This is a genomic window from Ruegeria sp. CDSA034, assembly GCF_059612275.1.
The window spans coordinates 681,330-702,718 of sequence record NZ_JBXWQH010000001.1 but is presented as its reverse complement, the minus strand read 5'-3'; the positions used below and the strand labels follow the sequence as shown (position 1 = coordinate 702,718).

The following is a 21,389-nucleotide window of genomic DNA, read 5'->3' as shown; positions in this document are numbered from 1 at the left end:
ATGTCTGACCAAGACGCCTATATCGCCCTGATCAGCAGCCTGCCGGGCTCTGAGCGGTTGTTCGTGGCCAAACAACCTCCGCTGTCGCGGCTGCGGCTGGACCGTCGCCTCAAGGCGCTGACGTTCGAAGACGCTAAGGTTCTGAAGGTTATGGAGCATGCTCTGAACTGGAGCGCATATGACATGGATGTCACTGACGCGCAGGCTGTATTGAGGTGCAAACAAGCGTTGGCCGAAATCCCGCAACCATCCTTGCGCCGCCTGTTCCTTGAACGGATGGACCTGCGTACTGTTGTTGCAGCACTGCGCCTGCGCGGGCAGGGTGGCAATCCGCTGTCCGGTGCGTATGGGTTTGGACGTTGGAGCCGTCACATCCCCGCCAATTGGGGTGACCCGGATTTCCGTCTGTCCACGGCGATGCCGTGGATCAAGGAAGCACGCCAGTTGCTTGAGGCCGAGGACCCCTTGGGTCTGGAACGACTGCTGCTGTCAGTCAGCCATAAGCAACTGAAACGACACGCCGCCCGTCACCTGTTCGATTTTGAGGCCGTGGCCATCTATGTCTTGATCTGGAACATTTTCGATCGCTGGGCGCAAAGCAACGCGCAGAATGCGGCCGCAAGATTTGAGAAGCTGGCCCAGCAAGCCATGAGCAATGTCGCAGATTTCGATTTTGAGAGAGTAAGCGCATGACTGCCCAAACATCTTCGGTTCAAACCGCAACCGCCCGCGTTGTCTCTGTCCAGGAAGGGCTTGTGAAAATTCAGGCCAACCAAGACGCCGCCGGCGTTCCGGGACAACTGGTCAAGAACGAGGTCGTGTTCATCCTTCCTACCCGTCCGGGCCCGGGCGGGCGTCAGGAACGCCTAAAGGCTGAGGTGCTGCGCGTGCGCGGCGATACTGCCGACGTTCAGGTCTACGAAAGCACGGACGGCGTAGCGGTTGGTGATCCGGTTGAACAGTCAGGACAGCTGCTTTCGGTCGAACTTGGGCCGGGGCTTTTGGGGCAGGTCTTTGACGGCCTGCAATCGCCTTTGACCAAGGTTGCGGCCGAGTTCGGGACTTTCCTGCCGCGCGGGGCGGATGTGGCGCCGCTGGATGATCAGGCAAAATGGTCTTTCACTCCCACAGTCAAAGTTGGCGATATGGTCAAGGGCGGCGACAGCATCGGTACTGTTCCCGAAGGCCGGTTTACCCACAAAATCATGCTGCCTTTCAACTGGGTCGGCGACTACAATGTTGTGTGGGTACAGAAAGGTGCAGCCTCGATCCACGAGATTGTCGCGCGTCTTGAAGACGAGCAGGGTGGGGAGCACACGCTGACCCTGTGCCAAAAGTGGCCGGTACGACGACCGTTACCTGAAACCATCCTGAAACGCGCCCTGTCGGAACGGTTGTACCCAACGGAACCCGTGCTGACCTCGCAACGCCTGATCGACACGTTCTTCCCCATAGCGCGCGGTGGCACGGCCTGTATTCCCGGCCCGTTCGGTGCGGGCAAAACCGTGCTGCAAAACCTGATCACGCGGAACTCCAAAGTGGATATCGTGATCGTGGTGGCCTGCGGTGAGCGTGCGGGCGAGGTGGTGGAAACGATCCACGAATTCCCCAAGATGACCGACCCGATGTCGGGCGGCAGTCTGATGGACCGGACAATCATCATATGTAACACCTCTTCCATGCCTGTAGCGGCACGTGAGGCTTCGATCTTCACCGGCATCACCCTGGGCGAGTATTACCGCCAGATGGGCTATGACGTGCTGTTGATCGCTGACAGCACCAGCCGCTGGGCTCAAGCCATGCGCGAGACCTCAGGCAAGCTGGAGGAAATCCCCGGTGAAGAGGGCTTCCCTGCCTATCTGGAAAGCTCGATCAAGGGCCTGTACGAGCGCGCAGGGGCGATGAGGACCAATGATGGCGATCTGGGTAGTCTGACGCTGATTGGAACGGTTTCACCAGCGGGTGGCAATTTTGACGAGCCTGTGACGCAGTCCACGCTGTCTACCGTGAAGTGCTTTCTGGGGCTGTCCTCGGAACGGGCTTATAAACGGTTCTATCCTGCGGTTGACCCAATGCTTAGCTGGTCGCGATACACCGATCAGCTCTCGGATTGGTACGACAAGAACGCTGAGCCCGGTTGGACAGGCAAGGTGCGCGATCTACTGGCCCTGATTGAAAAAGGCGAACAGGTCGACCAGATGATGCAGGTGACCGGCGAAGAAGGTGTCACCATCGAGGACTTCGTCACGCAGCAAAAAGCGCTGTTCGTGGACATGGTGTACCTACAGCAGGATGCCTTTGACAAAGTCGATGCAACCGTTCCGCTGGAGCGCCAGAAGATGACGTTCAAGCTGATCTATGATGTTACGCAATCAACTGCGGAATTCGAAGATAAGGGTGAAGTGCGTCAGGTGTTCACCCAGCTCACAGGTCTTATGAAGAACTTCCACTACGCCGCGGAAAACACACCGGAATTCAAATCGCTGTGGGTGCAGATACAGGACCTGAGCAGTGAAAAATTTGGAGTGTAGGTCAGGGAAATGGTAGCCCGTAGGGGAATCGAACCCCTCTTTCCAGGTTGAAAACCTGGCGTCCTAACCGATAGACGAACGGGCCATCTGGTAGTGGCATTAGCACAAGTGGTAGCCCGTAGGGGAATCGAACCCCTCTTTCCAGGTTGAAAACCTGGCGTCCTAACCGATAGACGAACGGGCCACGCTGGCTTGTGGAGGGCCTTTTACGGTTTACCTCTGACCCCCGCAAGCCGAAAAATGCAGGGATGCGAAACTTTTTTGGCAAGGCTGGATATGGGCTCAGTTTGCCTCTGCCACGTCCTCCAGTCTCAGCTGAACGCTTTGCCGTCCACCCCATGTGTTCACCTCAAGCCGTCCGGCGAAATGAAAGCGCGCGCCGCCATGGTTGGACAGCTTTTCCCCCATCGGTCCGTCAAAAGCTCCAAAGGCAATGGCATCAAGGCCACCACCAACCCCGTCGGACAGCGACAGTTTCAGATGGGAGTCGCCGACGCGCTTGGCAAAGCGCACCTGCAGGTCCGGCAACGCATAGCGTGGGGCAGGGGCGCTGGCCCCGAAAGGACCGGCTTTTTCTATCTGTTCGATCAGATCGACCGAAGCTGCGCCCGGCATAAGCGCTCCGTCTAGCTTCATGTCTGCAGGACCGCCTTTGCCCGCGCCTTGCTTGGCCAACAACTCGCTGAGGCGTTCCATGGCCGGTTCCAACTGATCCCGCATAACGGTCAGCCCTGCGGCCATCTTGTGCCCGCCGCCTTTGACCAAAAGTCCCTCAGCCGCCAATCGTTGGATTGATGCCCCCAGATCAACGCCAGAAACCGACCGCCCTGAACCCTTGCCTTCATCACCATCAAAGCCGATGACAATGGCGGGTCTGTTGGCGTTTTCCTTGAGGCGGGATGCCACGATGCCGACAACGCCGGGATGCCATCCTTCGCCCGCCGCCCAAACCAGAGGAGCTTCCAATCCGCGTTCCTCGGCTTGTTCCAGTGCTGCCGCTCGTACCGCGTTTTCGATATCACGACGCTCGGTGTTCAACTCATCCAACCTTTGAGACAGCGCTTCAGCTTCGGTCATCGAGTCCGTGCTCAGCAGTCGCGCGCCCAGATCGGCCTGACCGATCCGCCCGCCCGCATTGACGCGCGGACCCAGAAGAAAACCCAGGTGATAGCTGGTAGGGGCTGAATCCATACGCGCCACATCCGACAGCGCCACTAACCCTGGTCGTTGCCTCTGTGCCATGACCTTAAGGCCTTGCCGCACCAGCGCCCGGTTCGCGTCAATCAGCGGGGCCACGTCTGCAACGGTTGCCAATGCCACAAGATCCAGCAGCCCGATCAGGTCGGGACCCTTAACCTCAGCCTCACGCAGTAGCCGCCCGGCCTCAACCAGCATCAGGAACACCACGCCGGCAGCGCAGAAATACCCCAAGTCACCGCTCTCATCCTGCCGGTTTGGGTTCACGACCGCCACGCAATCGGGCAGCGTTTCACCACCAAGGTGGTGGTCCAGCACAATGACATCCGCGCCTTTTGCCGCCGCGATCGGTTCGTGGCTGAGTGTTCCGCAGTCCACGCAGATGATTAGGTCATGTGCGGCCGCAAGTTCCTGCATTGCTGGTATGTTCGGCCCATAGCCTTCATCGATCCGGTCCGGCACATACAACGTGGCTTGCAGCCCCATCTGACGCAGCCAGACCAGCAACAAAGCCGCCGAACTGCCCCCATCGACGTCGTAATCGGCAAAAACCGCGATCCGCTGCTTGTTTCGGACAGCTTCCAAAAACCGCGTTGCGGCGGTCTCCATATCCTTCATGGACCGGGGATCGGGTAGCAATTCCTTCAGCTTTGGTTCAAGAAAGCTTTCGGCTTCCATGGGTGGCACTCCGCGCCGTGCCAGAACCTGACATAACGCACGTGGCAGCCCGGACTGTTGCACCAGCATTTCCGTGGCCCGTTCGACCTCGGCCTCCGGTCCGATCCAACGCCGCCCGGTCAGTGACTGCTCAACCCCTAAAAAGCTCATGCCTGCCTCTCATATGCTAAGGCCGGACCCTCTCGGATCCGGCCTCATTGTATCTATCGAAACCTCTGCCAAAGGCAAAGGTGCAAGCCATCACGCGTTGTCGTGCGGCCAGGTTGGCGTGCGGTAGGACATGCGGCGCACCGAACCGGTTTTGGAACGCATCAGCAGGGTGGTGGTTTCAACCCAGCCCGGCTGGCGTTTGATCCGCGGCAGCAAAGAGCCACCGGTCACGCCAGTTGCGGCAAAGATCACGTCTGCGGTTACCATCTCATCGCGAGAGTAAACGCGGTCCAGATCGGTGATGCCCGCCTTGGCGGCGCGGCCACGCTCGTCGTCGTTGCGGAACAGCAGGCGGCCAAAGATCTGCCCACCCATGCATTTCAGCGCGGCAGCGGCCAGAACGCCCTCGGGTGCTCCGCCTTGCCCCATGTACATATCGATGCCGGTCTCTTCGCTTTCGGCACAGTGCATGACGCCGGCCACGTCACCATCGGTGATCAGGCGGATCGAGGCGCCGGTTTCGCGCACTTCAGCGATCATCGCTTCGTGGCGGGGACGCTCCAGAATGCAGACGGTGATGTCGGCAGGCTTGCAGCCTTTGGCATTGGCCAACGCTTCAACGCGCTCGCGCGGGCTCATGTCGAGGTTCACGACGCCTTCCGGAAAGCCCGGACCAATGGCCAGCTTGTCCATATAAACATCGGGTGCGTGCAGCATCGAGCCGCGCGGGCCCATCGCGATCACGGTCAGCGCGTTCGGCATGTCCTTGGCGGTCAGAGTCGTGCCCTCAAGCGGGTCCAATGCGATATCCACACCGGGGCCGTTTCCGGTGCCGACCTCCTCGCCAATATACAGCATCGGTGCTTCGTCACGCTCGCCTTCGCCGATGACAACCACGCCGGCAATGTCCAGCAGGTTCAGCTGTTCGCGCATCGCGTTTACAGCCGCCTGATCCGCAGCCTTTTCGTCACCACGTCCGACCAGCGAGGCCGAGGCCAGTGCGGCCTGCTCTGCGACCCGTGCAAGGCCCAGAGACAACAGGCGGTCGTTGAAATCGATTTTGGCAGCGCTCATTTTACGTATCCTCAGGTCAATAAAGGCGTTTCATCGGGCATAGCCTGCGTTTTATGCAGGCCGCAAGGGTCAAACCTCTTCAATCCGCAATGCGACGGGTTCCCCCGACACGACATCGGTCGCGCGAAGCCCTTCCAAAGCGACATCCAAAGTGGCCCGCGTGGTTTTGTGGGTCACAATCAGAACCGGCGCGGTGGCTTCGGTGTGCCCGTACTGGCGCATCCGGTCGATCGAGACACCTGCATCACCCAGAATAGCCGCCACTTTCGCCAGAGCACCCGGTTTGTCGAACAGTGCAAGGCGCAGATAGTAGGGGGCGGGCAGACCGGTTATGGCAGGTTTTGCCTCTTCCAGTGTCGTGGCGGGACGGCCAAAAGTTGGGATCTGCAATCCCCGCGCCAGATCGCAGACGTCGCCCATCACGGCGCTTGCCGTCGGACCTTCGCCTGCGCCAGGGCCGCGCAGAACAACCTGATCGACCGCGTCGCCTTCGATAACTACCATATTGGTGCCGCCTTCCAGCTGACCCAGGGGCGAGCCGCTGGGTACAAGGCAGGGCTGCATCCGCTGTTCCAGACCGCGTGCCGAGCGCTGAGCGACACCCAGCAGCTTGATACGATAGCCCATGTCGGCTGCCTGATGAATGTCATCCAGACTGATATGCTGGATGCCTTCGATCTGGATGCCGTCGAAATTCGGTTTGGTGCCAAATGCGATCGAGGACAACAGCGCCAGCTTGTGCGCCGCGTCGATGCCGCCCACGTCCAGGTTCGGGTCAGCCTCGAGGTAGCCCAATTCGGCGCATTCTTCGAACAGCGCGTTATACCCTAGTTCCTGCGATTGCATCCGCGTCAGGATATAGTTGCAGGTGCCGTTCATCACGCCCATGACGCGGGTGATCTCGTTCCCGGCCAGCCCCTCGGTCAGGGATTTGATCACGGGGATACCGCCCGCAACGGCGGCCTCAAAACGGATCACACGGCCTGCGGCCTCGGCTTTTTCAGCCAGCTCCTGACCGTGAATGGCCAACAAAGCCTTGTTCGCGGTCACCACATCCTTGCCAGCGGCCAACGCGGCCTCGACAGATGCTTTGGCGGGGCCGTTTTCGCCGCCCATAAGTTCGACAAAAATATCGACATCGTCGCGCTGCGCCAATGAGACGGGATCAGTCTCCCATGCATACTCCGACAGGTTCACGCCACGGTCTTTGTTTGCGTCGCGCGCAGAAACAGCGGTGATTTCGATCGCGCGACCTGTACGCGCCTGCAGCAGGTCGGCATGGCGGCGCACGATCCGCACGACACCCACGCCAACTGTTCCCAAGCCGGCAATTCCCAGCCGCAGCGCCTGTGTCATCCCGTGGGTTCCTTTCCGCTCGAATGTCCTTGGTTTCGGGCTGTTTGCCCGTTCAAAGGTGCCTTAACGGGTTCGGCGTCGAGGCGCAATCCGAGACAGCGGTAACAGTCGGTTGAAACGCGAAAGGTCAGTTGGTTTGCGCGTTTTGCAGCGCTTCGGCCTTTTTGGCCAGCGCTTCGCGGCGCGCGGTCAGGTCTTCTTCAACCTCGGCCGCTTCGTTCACGGGATCTATGGGCGGGCCAAGAACGTCCAGAAGTGGGACCAGCTTCGGGTACGCGGCCGAGCGTACATTTGGCTGTTCGCGTCCTTCCAATTCCGGGAAGTCCGCGCAGGCTGCGCAAGTTAGAAGCAGAACCAAAAGTGGCAGGGGCTTCATGCTGAACCCTTTCAATGACGACTGGCACCGTGATGCACCTTTTGCGGCGGTCGTTCAAGCGGGGTTCTATATGAACGCTTGTTCATATATGATGACGGTATGGCACGTACCCAAGGCTCACACTCCGATATCACCGGCCCGCGCATTCGAAAAGCAGCGTTGGGGCTGTTTGCCCGACATGGCTATGCCGCTGTATCCATGCGCCAGATCGCAAAAGATGTGGGTGTGCAGGCGGGGGCGCTGTACAACTACACGCCTGACAAGCAAAGCCTGCTGTTTCGCCTGATGCAGGATCACATGCAGGATCTGTTGGCTGCTTATGGTGAACTTGAAAAACCCGCCGATGCCGAGACCGCGCTACGCCGCTTTGTCGGCTTTCACATTCGGTTTCATATGGAGCGACCGGATGAAGTCTTTATCGCCTATATGGAGCTGCGCAACCTCTCACCCGAAAACTTCTCGGAAATCGAAGGCCTGCGCCGGGCTTATGAGGATTCACTTGAAGCCATCTTGCAGGACGGGCAGAAGTCTGGGCTCTTTGCCGTTGCCGATACCAAAATCGCGACCCTGGCCGTGATCGCGATGCTGAACGGTGTGATGACCTGGTACCGTGCAGGCGGACGCTTGTCGCTGGACGAAGTTGAGCAGGTGTATTGGGATATGGTCAGACGCGCCGTAACCGCCTGACCAACTTTGCCCTATCAGTGCGCGGCGCGGATGAATGTGCCATTTCGGAGTTCTTTGAATGCCAGTTCCAGTTCGGCACGCGTGTTCATGACAATTGGGCCATGCCATGCGACAGGCTCATCAATCGGCGCGCCGGAGATCAACAGAAACCGAACACCTTCGGGACCAGCTTGAACTGTGACCTCATCGCCGGTGCCGAACCGAACCAGAGTGCGGTCACCGGACAGATCGCGGATGTTGACCTCTTGTCCCGCGACCTCTTTTTCCAAAAGCACGCCGGTAGGTTGTGATGCGTCGGCAAAGGCCGCTTGACCTTGGAACACATAGGCAAACGCCCGGCGGTAGGTGTCGATGCGAAAGGTCTTTTTCACGCCAGCCGGAACCTGAATATCCAAGTACTGCGGGTCGGCGGCAATACCGTCTACCGGGCCGGCCTTGCCCCAGAACTCACCAACAATAACGCGCACGGTGGTGCCATCATCATCAGTGACCTCGGGGATCTCTTTGCTTTGAACATCCTGATAGCGGGGCGCTGTCATCTTTTGATCTGACGGCAGATTGCCCCACAGCTGGAACCCGTGCATTTGGCCCGCACCGTTTCCTTTGGGCATTTCCTGATGCAGGATTCCGGACCCAGCGGTCATCCACTGAACGTCGCCTGCGCCTAAGGTGCCGGTGTTGCCCAGCGAATCCGAATGCTCGACCGAGCCGGACAGGACATAGGTGATGGTTTCGATGCCGCGATGCGGATGCCACGGGAAGCCCGCCTGATAATCCTTGGGGTGATCATTGCGGAAGTCGTCGAACAACAGGAACGGGTCAAGCTCGGACGGGTCCTGAAATCCGAAAGCCCGATGCAATTTGACGCCTGCGCCTTCCATGGTCGGCACGGCCTTGCGGGTTTCCAATGTTGGTCTAAGGGACATGATGGCCTCCTGAATTTGTGGGCATCATGTATGCTGTTGGCGATATGCGTCAATTTGCGTGCAAACACGGGTGCTGTGCGCAATTCCATAGTCGGCTTCCCTCTGTTTTTCGGCACACAAAGCGGATAAACCCGGACAGAGCAGAGCAGGGGACGTCAATGCAACAAGAAATTCTGGCCACGGTTCGGCCTTCATCATCCAGGCGTTGGATAGGGGTGGGAATGCTGTCGACCGTGGGTGTGTTGGTCATCTATGTCGCTTTGACCACGCCACCGGAACCGGCCTGGCTTGTTTTTTTGCTTGTCGTTGGTGTGGCGGCGTTCTGGCTAGCCTATCGCATGTGGCAAGCCACCAGCGACTGGATCGAGCTGACAGAGACTGAATTGCGGACCGGATCGGGGCAGGTGATTACGCGTATCGAAGATATCGAGACCATCGATCAGGGGGTGTTTGCGTTCAAACCGTCAAATGGATTTTTGTTGAGGACAAAGGAAAGCGCAGGAAACAGCTGGGCACCGGGACTGTGGTGGCGATTGGGGTGCCGTGTTGGCATCGGCGGCCTGACCACGGCCGCCGAAACCAAATTTATGCTCCAGGTGCTACACCCACTACATCCTGCTGACAGAACCGATCAGAAACGTTTGCCTTAATTGTCGGGACAAATCGTGGGCGCGTGAAAACCACGTTGTCAAACTTATGCGGACTGGCCAACCAATCAGTGTTAATCGGCGGATCATAGTCTTTGGATGTTTCCACAACGATCAAAGTGTCCAAGTCCGCCATCGCTGGCAGGGTGTCAGCCAATGGTTTGACGTTTCCATTGTTCCAAGTACCCGTAAACCCGCAATGTGTCGACCACTCAACAATATGAAGATCGTCTTCGGCGTTGTACCTGACCAGTGACAAACGCATCTTCAGGGGCGTGTTATCGCGCACCATTCGATTGAATATCACATACATGGAGCTCGCGTAGGTGTCGGTAATTTCGTTCTCAGCTTCTCGCGAGATCAAGTCGCTGACCGTGAACGCAGCTTTCAGGTTGGCGGTGCTTTCGCGAAATCCGTCAAAATACCCATAAGTCATCACTACGGACCATACGAGCATCGGAGCTAACAGAGCCGATTCCACCGTCAGGCTACCGCTTTCGCGACGCACAAAAGTCCCGAAAGCGCGTCGGAGGCATGAATAAAGACGCGTCATATCAAGGCTCCTGAACAAAGGTTGTCGTTGACGTAAGTGTGATCAGGCCATCATCGTCTGACAAAGCCCGGCTCATGTCCGTTCCACCCCGTCCTAATGCCGTCGTCGGGAAAAGCGGATCGACCCTCGCGCAAGCGCGCAAGATCATCAGTGCATTCGCCCCGCCACTTGAAAACTCTCGGACCGGTTTGGCCTCTTCCGCCCTATCTGCACAGTCCGCTTCGACAGGGAGGTTCACCCCCCCATATGGGTCTTGAACAATCATCTCCAACTGCAGGTTTTTGGAGCAATCTTGCATGATGACCATTTCATCGCAGATCGCGTCTTTGATTGTATCGTGCTGCGTGTCCTCCAAGCCGATCCCAAGTCGAATGTTACGCACAACCAGGTCCATTGAACGATCCAGCATCGCCTGCTGAATTGTGACCAGCGAATATTCGATGACGCCCAGAATGAAGAACATGTAGACGGGGAACCAAATGACGAACTCAATGGTCAAGCCACCGTCCTCAGTGCGTTTGAACCGAAGAACTTTTCCCAGAGCTTTGCGGATCATTGCGTCAACCTCAGGCGTTTGATTGCCGTAGCAATTGAGTCAAAGACCTCTGTAATCGTACGTTGGTCATCGCCCAGGCCGCCACTCGCTTTGACTTCGTAAAAGAACCCTGCGCCGCTGGAACAATTTCTAATCGCAGTAACACCCACGTCGGGCGCTTCAAATGCAATGCCATAGACATCAACATTCTTACCCTTGACTTGGGTACAGATATCGCTCAACCGGGTGTCTTTCGTGGTCCGGTAAATCTCGGTGAATGCGTTGTCATACCAAGTTTGATTGTGGTTGGACTGCCAAGCGTAGTTGTACTCGGCGTTCCAGTCCAAAGTGACGCGATTCCACAGTTGCGGGTAGGTCAGGCGCACTGATTGATCTGCCGCTTCACCGCCAAAGGGTTCGGTCTGGCCCTCCAACTCCTGTCTGGTCCAATAGTACGCAGGCGGCTCGTCAGGGGCAGATGTGCGGACGCTATATTCGCCGCCGTACCTGTCGGTTCTACAGCGGAGTTGACCCCACCTATTATACCAACAACTTCTGACCTCATGCTCATAATTTGGGTTGTACCAAACATCCGAAGGCCCATCGCGGTATGCCTCGTTCAAAACCCAGTTTTCAGTGTTCTCGCCGTCGGTCATGACGATCAAGATTTTTTTGACGTCTGATTCATACTTCATCGGACGGTTGTCAAACACCGCCGGAACAATCTTCTTAGGATCAAGGCCCGTGGTGACATCCAGACCCGTATCCGGATCTACAGAATCAGGATCGGCGTTTTGTCGGGAAAGCTTGTTAATTACAGGCTGAAATTGAGGGTCCAGCAGCGCGGCCCCCCATTTCACTCCGATATCAATCGAAGTGTTTCCGCCTGGAGTCATCGCCGCGATCTGATCGTGCAATTCGGAAACAACGTTCGTCACTGCTGTAACATCGCTGCCCGCACGGGTGGTGCAAACCGAGCGCGAGATTTGGTGTCTTTCGTCATTGTAATCGTCATAATAGTTTCTGCGGTCGAAATGCGCCGTACGATTGAGACTTTTGTCCGGGTCAATCCAGTGTTCTCTGAAATCGCTATCCACAAAGTCAACGCAGTGCGAATAGTCGTGCTCGGTCGTTACACCGGGCATGTTGCCCAGGATATTTGCACCGGCGTTTACTTGGTTGTTGTACGGTATGATCGAGATCGAAATCTTGTCCGGATTCTCTTTCTGATACATCGTCGTCACAAACTGTGTAGCGGCGTCCTTAAGAGCTTCCATTTTTGTTTTGTTTTCCGTCGCGGAATCCCAGCTCATCGATCCGGAGATATCGAGAACCATCGCGATTTCGATCGAGCCGATAGACTCTTCCGCGACACTTGTGACCGCGGCTGTAAGCGTTCCGTATCCAAAAAACGTCAGGAAGTGTGTTTTAACGTCTACTTCAGCGTTGGCCGTGACCTTCCTTGATCCACCGCGAGGATCATCGACCACCACAGGTTCTCCGGTTAGTTTGCCCCGGACCTCAGACTTCTCGATATAGGATTTAACCACTTCCACCGGTGGGAGTTCCTGTTTGACGTTCGCTGCAGCAAGAACCGCACGATCGAGCGTACCTTGGAGGCTGGCCCTGTCACGCTCAAAGTTCATTATGTCCACACCGATTCCGGCTGTCGCCATGATGAGGATAAATCCGACGGCAACAAAGATCGTAAAGACCCCGCCATCCTCGTCGCGGGAAAAACGATCAGCAGACGCAGCTGCTTTCTTAAAATTCTTGGTGTTGCACTTAAATATGCGCATTTTCATCTGGCCGACCTCGCTGAGCAGACATCCGGCGCTGCTAAGGAAAAGTTAACGTTTGAAAACTAACGGCGAATCGTGGCGTGAATTGGGCGGAAGTGCCGAAGATATGGCAACTTTGGGCGCGAACCGTAGATAATTGAACGGCTTTTTTGCCTCTGTTTTCGGTCAGGCGACAATTCTTCCAAAGTTAAGCGCCGTGCGCGACTCAGCCCGGTCCGAGAGCTTTCGTGGCGATTTCGGGTTTTATTGTTGCTTAATTATTGATCGTTTAGCCAATGGGTGCGACAAAACGTCAGAACGCTCGTCGTTCGTCGGCACGGAGGATTACATGACGGCCATTAATGAACCCAGCTTTCGCGAAAGTGTAGATTTGATGTTTAACAGGGCGGCGTCCCTTATGGACCTGCCGCCGGGGCTTGAGGAAAAGATCCGTGTCTGCAACGCCACCTACACCGTTCGGTTCGGCGTCCGCCTGCGCGGCGATATTCATACTTTCACCGGCTACCGCTCGGTTCATTCCGAGCATATGGAGCCTGTAAAGGGCGGTATTCGTTACGCCCTTGCTGTGAACCAGGACGAGGTCGAGGCGCTTGCCGCTCTGATGACTTACAAATGTGCTCTGGTCGAAACACCCTTTGGCGGATCCAAAGGGGGATTGTGCATCGATCCCCGTAAATACGAAGAGCACGAGTTGGAGCAGATCACCCGCCGCTTTGCCTATGAGCTGGCCAAGCGCGATCTGATCAACCCCTCGCAAAACGTTCCCGCTCCCGACATGGGAACGGGTGAGCGTGAGATGGCGTGGATGGCGGACCAATACGCCCGGATGAACACGACGGACATCAATGCGCGCGCCTGTGTGACCGGTAAACCGCTGAATGCGGGCGGCATCGCCGGCCGGGTCGAAGCAACGGGCCGTGGCATCCAATACGCTCTGCGAGAGTTCTTCCGCCACCCGGAAGACATGCAAAAGGCAGGGTTGTCCGGCAAGCTGGATGGGAAACGTATCATTGTTCAGGGACTGGGCAATGTGGGCTATCACGCCGCAAAGTTCCTGAGCGAGGAGGATGGATCCAGAATTGTCGGCATCATCGAATGGGATGGTGCGCTGTATAATCCCGACGGGATCGACGTGGAATCCGTACGCCAGTGGATCGTCAAGCATGGCGGTGTCAGTGACTATCCAGATGCGACGCACTCGGCCGAGGGTGGTGCAGTTCTTGAAGAAGAATGCGATATCCTCATCCCGGCTGCTCTGGAAGCGGTTATCAACCTGTCTAATGCAGACCGGATCAAAGCGCCTTTGATCATTGAGGCTGCGAATGGCCCGGTGACTGCCGGTGCGGATGAGATTCTGCGCAAGAAGGGCACGGTGATCATTCCGGACATGTACGCAAACGCGGGTGGTGTGACGGTTTCCTATTTCGAATGGGTCAAGAACCTCAGCCATATTCGCTTTGGCCGTATGCAGCGCCGTCAAGAAGAGGCGCGGCATGAGTTGATCGTCAGCGAACTGGAGCGGCTGGATCGTTACCTAGGCGATGCCTGGTCGATGTCGCCGGACTTTAAGGCCAAGTACCTTCGCGGTGCGGACGAGTTGGAACTGGTGCGCTCGGGCCTCGATGACACGATGCGCATTGCCTATCAATCCATGCGCGAAGTCTGGCACAGCCGTGATGATGTCGAGGATCTGCGGACGGCGGCCTATATTGTGGCCATCGACCGTGTGTCCAAAAGCTATCGCGCTAAAGGGCTATGATGGTTTGAAATCAGGGGCAGCCTGGCTTTGTCAGGCTGCCCCTACGATAAGGGCTGGCGGCCTCAACCCCGGCAGATACGCCGAAAACGGTAATGGCGGGCCGTGCCTGCGACAGGTAAGCTGCAGCGACAGAATCGATTACCGGAGTTTTCTATGTTGCGTATCGCCTTAGCCGCCGCTTTGCTGGCTACCCCATTAGCTGCGGAAGAGACCAAAGAGCAAAGCTGCAAATATCAGGCAGACGTTGTTGCGGCGATCCAGAAGGCACGGCTGGACCGTGTAAAAGAGCGCAACGTGCCCCAGGCAGTTGCCGAAACCAGCCCGACTTGGCCCGAAAATTACAATGCTGCCATCCCGTTGATCGCGCCTTGGGTCTACGAACAAAAGATGCGCGACGTGCGCAAAAAGGATCTGGGCGCCGCCTGGCTTGAGCTGTGTTTGCAGCAATAATCCACAGCCCCATCATTTCCCTGTGGACAAACGCGCGTCATACCCTTGGCGCGCGTTCTTGTTTCTGTCAGGTTTGACCCATGTCACTGCCCCCCGGATTTCTGGATGAACTGCGCACCCGCCTAAGCCTGTCTCAGGTCGTCGGGCGCAAAGTCATGTGGGATCAGCGCAAGTCCAATCAAGGCAAGGGCGACATGTGGGCGCCATGCCCGTTTCACCACGAAAAGACCGCGTCCTTCCACGTAGATGACCAAAAGGGGTTCTACTACTGCTTCGGGTGCCATGCCAAAGGCGATGCGATCAGCTTTGTGAAAGAGACCGAGAATGTCTCATTCATCGAAGCTGTTGAGATTTTGGCGCGCGAGGCAGGCCTGCCCATGCCTGCACGCGATCCAAAGGCACAGGAAAAACAGGACCACCGGTCGCAACTGGCCGACGTCATGGAGCAGGCCGCGCAATTCTTTCGCTTGCAACTCAAGACCGGGGCAGGGGGCGCCGCGCGCGATTACTTGACCCGTCGAGGATTGGATGCACAGGCGTTGGACCGGTGGGAGATCGGGTTTGCGCCGGATGGCTGGCAAGGGTTGTGGGATCACCTGCGCGGAAAGAACGTGGCCGAGGACCTGATCCTTGGGGCAGGGCTGGCCAAACCTTCGAACAAGGGCAAAAAGCCTTATGATACGTTCCGCAATCGGATCATGTACCCTATCCGCGATCCGCGCGGGCGGTGCATCGCGTTTGGCGGTCGGGCAATGGACCCCAATGACAATGCGAAATACCTGAACTCGCCCGAAACGGAATTGTTCGACAAGGGGCGCAGCCTTTATAACCACGGCCCTGCGCGTCAGGCCGCAGGCAAAGGGCAACCTCTGATCGTGGCCGAAGGGTACATGGATGTGATCGCACTGGCCGAAGCTGGATTCGGGGCGTCGGTCGCCCCGTTAGGCACGGCAATCACCGAGCATCAATTGCAACTCCTTTGGCGTGTCTCGGATGAGCCGATCATCGCATTGGATGGCGACACGGCCGGTCTGCGTGCCGCGATGCGCGCGGTTGATCTGGCCTTGCCGCTGCTGGAGGCGGGTAAATCCCTGCGGTTTGCCCTGATGCCCGAGGGCAAGGATCCCGATGATCTGCTGCGGGCTGAGGGTCCGGCAGCTGTGAAATCAGTGCTTGAAGGCGCGATCCCGATGGTTAAACTCCTGTGGCAGCGTGAGACAGAGGGCAAGGTGTTCGACAGTCCGGAACGCAAAGCTGCGTTGGATAAGTCGCTGAGGGACAAGATTAAACTGATCCGCGACCCCTCAATCCGGGCGCATTACGGGCAAGAGATCAAAGACCTGCGCTGGCAACTGTTCCGCCCGCAACGTCAGCCGCAAAATCGCCAATGGCAGCCACGCGGTAAGTGGCAACCTTCGAAACAGCCAGCAACCCCTGGTGCGCGCTCATCTTTTCTGGCGTCTTCAGAAACCGCGGATATCCAGATGCGCGAGGCTGCTATTTTGGCAATAGCCATCCTGAATCCCACCGTTGTGATCCAGTTCGAACATCAGCTTGAAGAAATGGAGTGCCATGATCCCGATCATGCCGCCTTGCGCGCCGCCATCCTTCGGCATGCGATCGATGACCCAGAGCATCTGAAAGACCACATTTTTGAAACTTTGGGCGGCGAAATCCTTGAAAACCTGCTGGCCCTTCGCCATGTCGCAGTAATCCCTTGTGTGTTCAAACCAGGCGACGTCGAAAAGGCCGAGATGACTCTGGCCGAGGAACTCGCGAAAATCAAAGCGCTCCGGGGATTGGATGCCGAGATTGCCGAAGCTGCAGAGGAACTGTCTGATCTGGCTGATGAAGCGCTGACATACCGGCTGGCCCAGGCCGCCGAAGAGCGTAACCGCACAAGCCGCAGTCAGAACGAGGATAGGGCGGTTTTCGACATCGCCGATAACGGCGCACGAATCAACCGCGACGAGAAAGACGCGTTTCAGGCGATCATGTCTGGCATCAATTTTGAACGGAAACGTCGCTAAAGTGGTGTTTTCGTAAGGCACTGGAAAAGAAAAACGGGTAAACGGGTGGCCGAATCACTTCTACGCGCTAATGATTCGGTACAAACGAATCACCCATCCCTGCAGGAGCATTGAATGGCCGCCAAGGATACAAACGAAGACCGCAAATCCGACGAGCAGGAACAGGAAATCTCGCTGGACATGAGCCAGGCCAACGTCAAGAAAATGATCGCCGAGGCCCGCGAGAAAGGTTACATCACCTACGACCAGCTCAATCAGGTTCTGCCGCCTGATCAGGTAAGCTCGGAACAGATCGAAGACGTTATGTCGATGCTGTCCGAGATGGGCATCAACATCATCGAAGATGAAGAAGCCGAGGAAGAAGAGAACAAAGGCTCGACCGAACTGGTTGCTGCAGAAAGCAACCGAGAGGTTGCGCTGGCGGGTGCTGGTGCTGAAAAGCTGGATCGCACAGATGACCCGGTCCGCATGTATTTGCGTGAGATGGGCAGCGTCGAACTGCTAAGCCGCGAAGGCGAGATTGCCATCGCCAAACGGATCGAAGCCGGTCGCAACACCATGATTGCCGGTCTGTGCGAAAGCCCGCTGACCTTCCAGGCGATCACCATCTGGCACGACGAATTGTTGTCCGAAGACATTCTGTTGCGTGACGTCATCGATCTGGAGGCCACGTTTGGCAACCAGTTAGACGAAGACGGCGATGTCGAAGAACCGGTTGTCGACACGTCTGCGGTTCAGGCGGCAAAACCCGCCAAGGACACCGGCCCCGAGCTGGACGCCGACGGCAACCCGCTGAACAATGATGACGACGACGACGACGACGAGCAGGCCAACATGTCGTTGGCCGCGATGGAAGCCGCGCTGAAAGATCAGGTTCTGACCACGCTGGAACGGATCTCAACCGACTTCTCGATGCTGTCGGAAATGCAGGATAGCCGGATCTCGGCGACCCTGAACGAAGACGACACCTTCTCGGAAAAACAAGAGGCGACCTATCAACAGCTGCGATCTGAGATCGTCGAATTGGTGAACGGTCTGCATCTGCATAACAACCGTATCGAAGCGCTGATCGACCAGCTGTACGGCATTAACCGTCGCATCATGTCTCTGGACAGCTCGATGGTGAAACTGGCGGATCAGGCGCGCATCAATCGTCGTGAGTTTATCGACGCCTATCGTGGACGCGAACTGGACCCGAACTGGCTGACCGAGATGGCAGAAAAGCCGGGCCGGGGTTGGCAGATGTTCATCGAACGCTCGACCGCCAAGGTCGAGGAACTGCGCAACGATATGGCTCAGGTCGGTCAGTATGTCGGCCTGGACATCCCTGAATTCCGTCGCATCGTGCAGCAAGTTCAAAAGGGTGAAAAAGAGGCGCGTCAGGCCAAGAAGGAAATGGTCGAAGCCAACCTGCGTCTGGTGATCTCGATTGCCAAAAAGTACACGAACCGTGGCCTGCAATTCCTTGATCTTATTCAGGAAGGCAACATCGGCCTGATGAAGGCGGTGGACAAGTTCGAATACCGCCGCGGGTACAAGTTCTCGACCTATGCGACCTGGTGGATCCGTCAGGCGATCACGCGTTCCATCGCGGATCAGGCCCGTACGATCCGTATCCCGGTTCACATGATCGAAACGATCAACAAGCTGGTCCGGACCGGTCGCCAGATGCTGCACGAAATCGGACGTGAGCCGACGCCGGAAGAACTGGCCGAAAAGCTGCAGATGCCGCTTGAGAAGGTTCGCAAGGTGATGAAAATCGCCAAGGAACCGATCAGCCTCGAAACGCCGATCGGCGACGAGGAAGACAGCCAACTGGGTGATTTCATCGAGGATAAGAATGCCGTGCTGCCTTTGGACAGCGCCATTCAGGAAAACCTCAAGGAAACGACTACACGGGTTCTGGCCTCGCTCACGCCGCGTGAGGAACGTGTTCTGCGGATGCGTTTTGGCATCGGTATGAATACCGACCACACTCTGGAAGAGGTTGGTCAACAGTTCAGCGTGACCCGCGAACGTATTCGTCAGATCGAGGCGAAAGCGCTGCGCAAACTCAAACATCCCAGCCGATCGCGCAAATTGCGGTCGTTCCTGGATCAGTAATCGAAAAGGCGCCTCAACCGAGGCGCCTTTTTCTTATCCGTTCACGCGTTGATCACGGTGACCGGTTCAAACCTCAAATTGGCGAGAACTCACAAGTCATGCGGCGATGTGGCCCCTATTTCTGCCTTGTCCACTCATGGGACAGGCCGGGGCGAGGCTGTGCCGCTGACGACCCCCGGCCACCCTTTCCGTATTACGGTTCCAACCGAGTGCGGAACGTGCTGGGTGCCTGACCGGTCCAGCGTTTGAAAGCCGTAGAAAACGCAGGTTGATCCGCGTAGCCCAGCGAATAGGCGATTTCCGATAAGGGCATCCCGTTGGTGATAAAAGTCTGCGCCAGATCGCACCTCAAGTCTTCGACAATCTCACGATAGCTTGTGCCTTCATCATTCAACCGTCTGGCAAACGTGCGCGGGCTCATCCCAAGGTTCGAGGCTGCGTCGTCCGCCTGAATAATCGCGCCGGGCATAGACCGGGTGATCAGCCCCTCGACTTGCGCCCTGAGTTTTTGCGCGGGCTGGTCACTTTCGGCCTGAACCCTGTCGCCATATGACAGAAGATGCTCGCGCAGAGAGGGGTCATATGTTGGCACCGGCAGATCCAATGAGGACAGCGTCAGTATTATTTCCAACCGTTCTGCACCAAAGGACACAGGAAAGCCCGCTAGTTTCTGAAACTCTTTTCTGGCTTCGCCGACCTCGTGCTGAAAGCGGATTTCTATAGGAAAGAAACTTGTCTGCGTTAACGAGCGAATGCGGGCGAGGGCCGCGAAAATCAAAAATTCGGTACGACGGTGATATCGGGCAAAACTGGCATCCTTCCAGTCGGCTTCGATTGAAGCAAAATTTCCAGAAACGCGCAGGCTGAAGTACAAAGCCGGGTCTATCATCCCGTGAAACCGCGACGAGTTTTCGATCACCTGCTTCAGATCACGCGAGTATTTACTGATATACGCCGTCAGGCTGGAGGACGACCTGAAGCCAAGCCCAGCACTGGCCGAAAAGGTGATGTCATTCAGCGCGTCGCAGGCGTAGCGGACAAACAACGCCTCTTTGTGCGCGCTATAGGCTGTTGCAGGTGGCGCAATGTCGCTGCGGCTCAGACCGGATTTGGCCAGCACGCGATCACCAATCGAAGGATCTTCTGCCCTTAGATCTAGTGTTTTGGACAACACTTGAATGCGGGCAATATCGACGTCCATGTTCAAACCCGAGTTAGCAGCGTATTTCATTTCGCGGCCTTTGTTCCGGCCGCTGTCATCTATTCAAATAACAATGGCAGAATTTCGCAAGACTACATTGGGTGTCTTACGTATTTTCCGCGTGCTGTCGGGTTAAGCCTTGTGGGGATGAGGTCAGAGCCCAGGAAACTTGTCGCGCAGATGACCCGCGGCTCCCCGACACATATCAATTCGCAAAGATGGCCCAGTGTCGCATTGCCCGGAACGCGCAGTGATGCGAATGTGCGTCAAAACGGGTTAATGAGCGTAACTGGCATGACCAAACTGGCAACAGATGCGGCGGATGGTCAGGATTTCATTGTCTTTGACGGCGAATGCGTTCTCTGTTCGGGCTTCTTTCGTTTCATGGTCGCGCGAGACAAGGCGCAGCGGTTCAAATTTGCCACCGCGCAGTCGCCATTGGGGCAAAGGCTGTATTCTCACCTCGGACTACCGACGCGGGACTTTGAAACCAATCTCGTCGTTACCGATGGCGTGGTTCATCAGCGGTTGGATGCTTTCGCAGCTGCGATGCGCAAGTTGCCGGGGTTTTGGTGGGTTCTTTCGATCTGCAGGTTTCTTCCTCGCATCATCAAAGACCCGCTGTATTACGTAGTCGCCAGAAACCGGTATGCAATCTTCGGACGTTCGCCGACCTGCATGATCCCAGACAAAACGCTGCAAGCTCGCTTTCTGCCTGAGGGGTTCTGAGTGCACCCTGATCCCTTTATGCAAGCCTTGCCCGTGGGCACGAACCTGCCCAGGGCGCTGCAGGCCTTGCACAGCACGGGCGGAATTTATTCCGGGCGATGCTCGGTCACGCCGGGCAAGGGGTGGCTGGCCAAACTCGCGTTGCGTTTTGCCGGCATGCCGTCCGGGGGTGACGACATCCCGGTGCGTCTCAGGGTCGAGCAAGAGGGGAACGCTTGGATATGGACGCGCGATTTCGATGGTCACATCACCCGATCGCGGCTGACTTTGGACCAGGACCAGGGATGCGTCTGCGAGCAGTTTGGGCAGGTCTCCGTATGGTTAAAGCCGGTATTTGTACCCGAGAGGTTAGAGATCCAGATCATGCGCCTCAGCCTGTTGCGAGTTCCTTTCCCGAAGGTGCTTCTGCCGCAATCAAAGACCGAGGAATGGCAGGATGATGAAGGACGGTTCCGGTTTGACGTGTCGGCCCGGATGCCGCTTGTTGGGGCTTTAATCCGGTATCAGGGCTGGCTAACGTTCGATCACGCGAGGACCCGCGTTGACTGAATTGATTGTGAACCAGCTTTGCCCGGTAAGAATGTATACTATTTGAGAAATTACCT

The 21,389-nt window shown here is 56.9% G+C and carries 20 protein-coding genes and 2 tRNA genes; 11 read left to right on the top strand and 11 right to left on the bottom strand.

All coding sequences use genetic code 11. The features are described from left to right. Together AC2FLJ_RS03405 and AC2FLJ_RS03400 are read left to right on the top strand one after the other, a co-directional pair. The gene (locus tag AC2FLJ_RS03405) at positions 1-693 is read left to right on the top strand and encodes a hypothetical protein (protein WP_496694942.1); all 693 of its coding nucleotides are present in this window, start codon (positions 1-3) and stop codon (positions 691-693) included. Then, on the top strand, positions 690-2,531 hold the full coding sequence (locus AC2FLJ_RS03400; RefSeq protein WP_496694944.1) for a V-type ATP synthase subunit A: 1,842 nt from the start codon (positions 690-692) through the stop codon (positions 2,529-2,531). The genes AC2FLJ_RS03405 and AC2FLJ_RS03400 overlap by 4 nt, the downstream gene beginning before the upstream one ends. A gap of 10 nt (positions 2,532-2,541) precedes the next feature. On the opposite strand, the gene AC2FLJ_RS03395 is transcribed toward AC2FLJ_RS03400, so the two are convergent. The 6 genes from AC2FLJ_RS03395 to AC2FLJ_RS03370 all read right to left on the bottom strand — a co-directional run bounded on the left by AC2FLJ_RS03395 (position 2,542) and on the right by AC2FLJ_RS03370 (position 7,362). Next, positions 2,542-2,616: transfer RNA gene (locus AC2FLJ_RS03395), tRNA-Glu, on the bottom strand. Positions 2,617-2,640: 24 nt separating this feature from the next. Next, positions 2,641-2,715: transfer RNA gene (locus AC2FLJ_RS03390), tRNA-Glu, on the bottom strand. Positions 2,716-2,813: 98 nt separating this feature from the next. Next, positions 2,814-4,556 carry a single-stranded-DNA-specific exonuclease RecJ gene (recJ, locus tag AC2FLJ_RS03385; protein ID WP_496704439.1) on the bottom strand — a complete coding sequence of 581 codons (1,743 nt, stop codon included), beginning with the start codon at positions 4,554-4,556 and terminating at the stop codon, positions 2,814-2,816. Between the two features lie 90 nt (positions 4,557-4,646). Next, complete coding sequence (gene glpX, locus AC2FLJ_RS03380; protein ID WP_058274789.1) at positions 4,647-5,630, bottom strand: class II fructose-bisphosphatase; 984 nt, start codon at positions 5,628-5,630, stop codon at positions 4,647-4,649. Positions 5,631-5,699: 69 nt separating this feature from the next. Beyond that, entirely contained in the window at positions 5,700-6,986 is a 1,287-nt protein-coding gene (locus AC2FLJ_RS03375) for a homoserine dehydrogenase (protein WP_282168610.1), read from the bottom strand. 127 nt (positions 6,987-7,113) lie between these two features. Next, positions 7,114-7,362, bottom strand: coding sequence for a hypothetical protein (locus tag AC2FLJ_RS03370; RefSeq protein ID WP_496704438.1), 249 nt, complete (start codon positions 7,360-7,362; stop codon positions 7,114-7,116). Between the two features lie 99 nt (positions 7,363-7,461). Between AC2FLJ_RS03370 and AC2FLJ_RS03365 the strand changes: the two genes are divergently transcribed. Further along, on the top strand, positions 7,462-8,049 hold the full coding sequence (locus AC2FLJ_RS03365; protein WP_496704437.1) for a TetR/AcrR family transcriptional regulator: 588 nt from the start codon (positions 7,462-7,464) through the stop codon (positions 8,047-8,049). Positions 8,050-8,063: 14 nt separating this feature from the next. Here the strand turns inward: AC2FLJ_RS03365 and AC2FLJ_RS03360 are convergent, their stop codons facing one another. Continuing rightward, entirely contained in the window at positions 8,064-8,975 is a 912-nt protein-coding gene (locus tag AC2FLJ_RS03360; RefSeq protein WP_496704436.1) for a pirin family protein, read from the bottom strand. Positions 8,976-9,133: 158 nt separating this feature from the next. Between AC2FLJ_RS03360 and AC2FLJ_RS03355 the strand changes: the two genes are divergently transcribed. Further along, positions 9,134-9,625 carry a hypothetical protein gene (locus tag AC2FLJ_RS03355; RefSeq protein ID WP_496704435.1) on the top strand — a complete coding sequence of 164 codons (492 nt, stop codon included), beginning with the start codon at positions 9,134-9,136 and terminating at the stop codon, positions 9,623-9,625. Here the strand turns inward: AC2FLJ_RS03355 and AC2FLJ_RS03350 are convergent. Genes AC2FLJ_RS03350 through AC2FLJ_RS03340 form a run of 3 tightly spaced genes read right to left on the bottom strand, consistent with a single transcriptional unit; the run spans position 9,561 to position 12,386 of the window. Continuing rightward, positions 9,561-10,175: a TadE/TadG family type IV pilus assembly protein gene (locus tag AC2FLJ_RS03350; RefSeq protein ID WP_496704434.1), complete on the bottom strand. Its 615-nt coding sequence runs from the start codon at positions 10,173-10,175 to the stop codon at positions 9,561-9,563. The genes AC2FLJ_RS03355 and AC2FLJ_RS03350 overlap by 65 nt on opposite strands. A 1-nt stretch (position 10,176) precedes the next feature. Further along, a complete protein-coding gene (locus tag AC2FLJ_RS03345; protein WP_496694953.1) occupies positions 10,177-10,731 on the bottom strand; it encodes a TadE/TadG family type IV pilus assembly protein in 555 nt (184 codons plus the stop codon). Beyond that, complete coding sequence (locus tag AC2FLJ_RS03340; protein ID WP_496704493.1) at positions 10,728-12,386, bottom strand: hypothetical protein; 1,659 nt, start codon at positions 12,384-12,386, stop codon at positions 10,728-10,730. The genes AC2FLJ_RS03345 and AC2FLJ_RS03340 overlap by 4 nt, the downstream gene beginning before the upstream one ends. Between AC2FLJ_RS03340 and AC2FLJ_RS03335 the strand changes: the two genes are divergently transcribed. The 5 genes from AC2FLJ_RS03335 (at position 12,324) to rpoD (ending at position 18,854) form a co-directional block, all read left to right on the top strand. Further along, the gene (locus tag AC2FLJ_RS03335) at positions 12,324-12,578 is read left to right on the top strand and encodes a hypothetical protein (protein WP_496704497.1); all 255 of its coding nucleotides are present in this window, start codon (positions 12,324-12,326) and stop codon (positions 12,576-12,578) included. The two genes, AC2FLJ_RS03340 and AC2FLJ_RS03335, sit on opposite strands and share 63 nt — an antisense overlap. Before the next feature lie 262 nt (positions 12,579-12,840). Further along, complete coding sequence (locus AC2FLJ_RS03330; protein WP_496704433.1) at positions 12,841-14,271, top strand: Glu/Leu/Phe/Val family dehydrogenase; 1,431 nt, start codon at positions 12,841-12,843, stop codon at positions 14,269-14,271. A gap of 153 nt (positions 14,272-14,424) precedes the next feature. Continuing rightward, positions 14,425-14,721, top strand: coding sequence for a hypothetical protein (locus tag AC2FLJ_RS03325; RefSeq protein ID WP_496704432.1), 297 nt, complete (start codon positions 14,425-14,427; stop codon positions 14,719-14,721). Positions 14,722-14,801: 80 nt separating this feature from the next. Continuing rightward, complete coding sequence (gene dnaG, locus AC2FLJ_RS03320; protein WP_496704431.1) at positions 14,802-16,751, top strand: DNA primase; 1,950 nt, start codon at positions 14,802-14,804, stop codon at positions 16,749-16,751. A gap of 114 nt (positions 16,752-16,865) precedes the next feature. After that, the gene (gene rpoD, locus AC2FLJ_RS03315; protein WP_058277324.1) at positions 16,866-18,854 is read left to right on the top strand and encodes an RNA polymerase sigma factor RpoD; all 1,989 of its coding nucleotides are present in this window, start codon (positions 16,866-16,868) and stop codon (positions 18,852-18,854) included. Positions 18,855-19,047: 193 nt separating this feature from the next. Here rpoD and AC2FLJ_RS03310 read toward each other — a convergent pair whose 3' ends face one another. Next, entirely contained in the window at positions 19,048-20,085 is a 1,038-nt protein-coding gene (locus AC2FLJ_RS03310; RefSeq protein WP_496694959.1) for a helix-turn-helix domain-containing protein, read from the bottom strand. 150 nt (positions 20,086-20,235) lie between these two features. Between AC2FLJ_RS03310 and AC2FLJ_RS03305 the strand changes: the two genes are divergently transcribed. Next, on the top strand, positions 20,236-20,784 hold the full coding sequence (locus AC2FLJ_RS03305; RefSeq protein WP_496694961.1) for a thiol-disulfide oxidoreductase DCC family protein: 549 nt from the start codon (positions 20,236-20,238) through the stop codon (positions 20,782-20,784). After that, positions 20,785-21,333 (top strand): DUF4166 domain-containing protein, encoded by a 549-nt coding sequence (locus AC2FLJ_RS03300; protein WP_496704430.1) that lies wholly within the window; start codon positions 20,785-20,787, stop codon positions 21,331-21,333. It abuts the gene before it with no gap. The last annotated feature ends 56 nt before the right edge of the window (positions 21,334-21,389 follow it).

What these genes read in the sequence shown, in the direction of transcription:
- AC2FLJ_RS03310 (WP_496694959.1), bottom strand. Translation starts at nt 20,085, where the DNA reads ATGAAATACGCTGCTAACTCGGGTTTGAACATGGACGTCGATATTGCC.
- rpoD (WP_058277324.1), top strand. Translation starts at nt 16,866, where the DNA reads ATGGCCGCCAAGGATACAAACGAAGACCGCAAATCCGACGAGCAGGAA.
- AC2FLJ_RS03405 (WP_496694942.1), top strand. Translation starts at nt 1, where the DNA reads ATGTCTGACCAAGACGCCTATATCGCCCTGATCAGCAGCCTGCCGGGC.
- AC2FLJ_RS03340 (WP_496704493.1), bottom strand. Translation starts at nt 12,386, where the DNA reads ATGGCGACAGCCGGAATCGGTGTGGACATAATGAACTTTGAGCGTGAC.
- glpX (WP_058274789.1), bottom strand. Translation starts at nt 5,630, where the DNA reads ATGAGCGCTGCCAAAATCGATTTCAACGACCGCCTGTTGTCTCTGGGC.
- AC2FLJ_RS03305 (WP_496694961.1), top strand. Translation starts at nt 20,236, where the DNA reads ATGACCCGCGGCTCCCCGACACATATCAATTCGCAAAGATGGCCCAGT.
- AC2FLJ_RS03400 (WP_496694944.1), top strand. Translation starts at nt 690, where the DNA reads ATGACTGCCCAAACATCTTCGGTTCAAACCGCAACCGCCCGCGTTGTC.
- AC2FLJ_RS03355 (WP_496704435.1), top strand. Translation starts at nt 9,134, where the DNA reads ATGCAACAAGAAATTCTGGCCACGGTTCGGCCTTCATCATCCAGGCGT.
- AC2FLJ_RS03330 (WP_496704433.1), top strand. Translation starts at nt 12,841, where the DNA reads ATGACGGCCATTAATGAACCCAGCTTTCGCGAAAGTGTAGATTTGATG.
- AC2FLJ_RS03375 (WP_282168610.1), bottom strand. Translation starts at nt 6,986, where the DNA reads ATGACACAGGCGCTGCGGCTGGGAATTGCCGGCTTGGGAACAGTTGGC.
- AC2FLJ_RS03325 (WP_496704432.1), top strand. Translation starts at nt 14,425, where the DNA reads ATGTTGCGTATCGCCTTAGCCGCCGCTTTGCTGGCTACCCCATTAGCT.
- recJ (WP_496704439.1), bottom strand. Translation starts at nt 4,556, where the DNA reads ATGAGCTTTTTAGGGGTTGAGCAGTCACTGACCGGGCGGCGTTGGATC.
- dnaG (WP_496704431.1), top strand. Translation starts at nt 14,802, where the DNA reads ATGTCACTGCCCCCCGGATTTCTGGATGAACTGCGCACCCGCCTAAGC.
- AC2FLJ_RS03350 (WP_496704434.1), bottom strand. Translation starts at nt 10,175, where the DNA reads ATGACGCGTCTTTATTCATGCCTCCGACGCGCTTTCGGGACTTTTGTG.
- AC2FLJ_RS03360 (WP_496704436.1), bottom strand. Translation starts at nt 8,975, where the DNA reads ATGTCCCTTAGACCAACATTGGAAACCCGCAAGGCCGTGCCGACCATG.
- AC2FLJ_RS03345 (WP_496694953.1), bottom strand. Translation starts at nt 10,731, where the DNA reads ATGATCCGCAAAGCTCTGGGAAAAGTTCTTCGGTTCAAACGCACTGAG.
- AC2FLJ_RS03370 (WP_496704438.1), bottom strand. Translation starts at nt 7,362, where the DNA reads ATGAAGCCCCTGCCACTTTTGGTTCTGCTTCTAACTTGCGCAGCCTGC.
- AC2FLJ_RS03365 (WP_496704437.1), top strand. Translation starts at nt 7,462, where the DNA reads ATGGCACGTACCCAAGGCTCACACTCCGATATCACCGGCCCGCGCATT.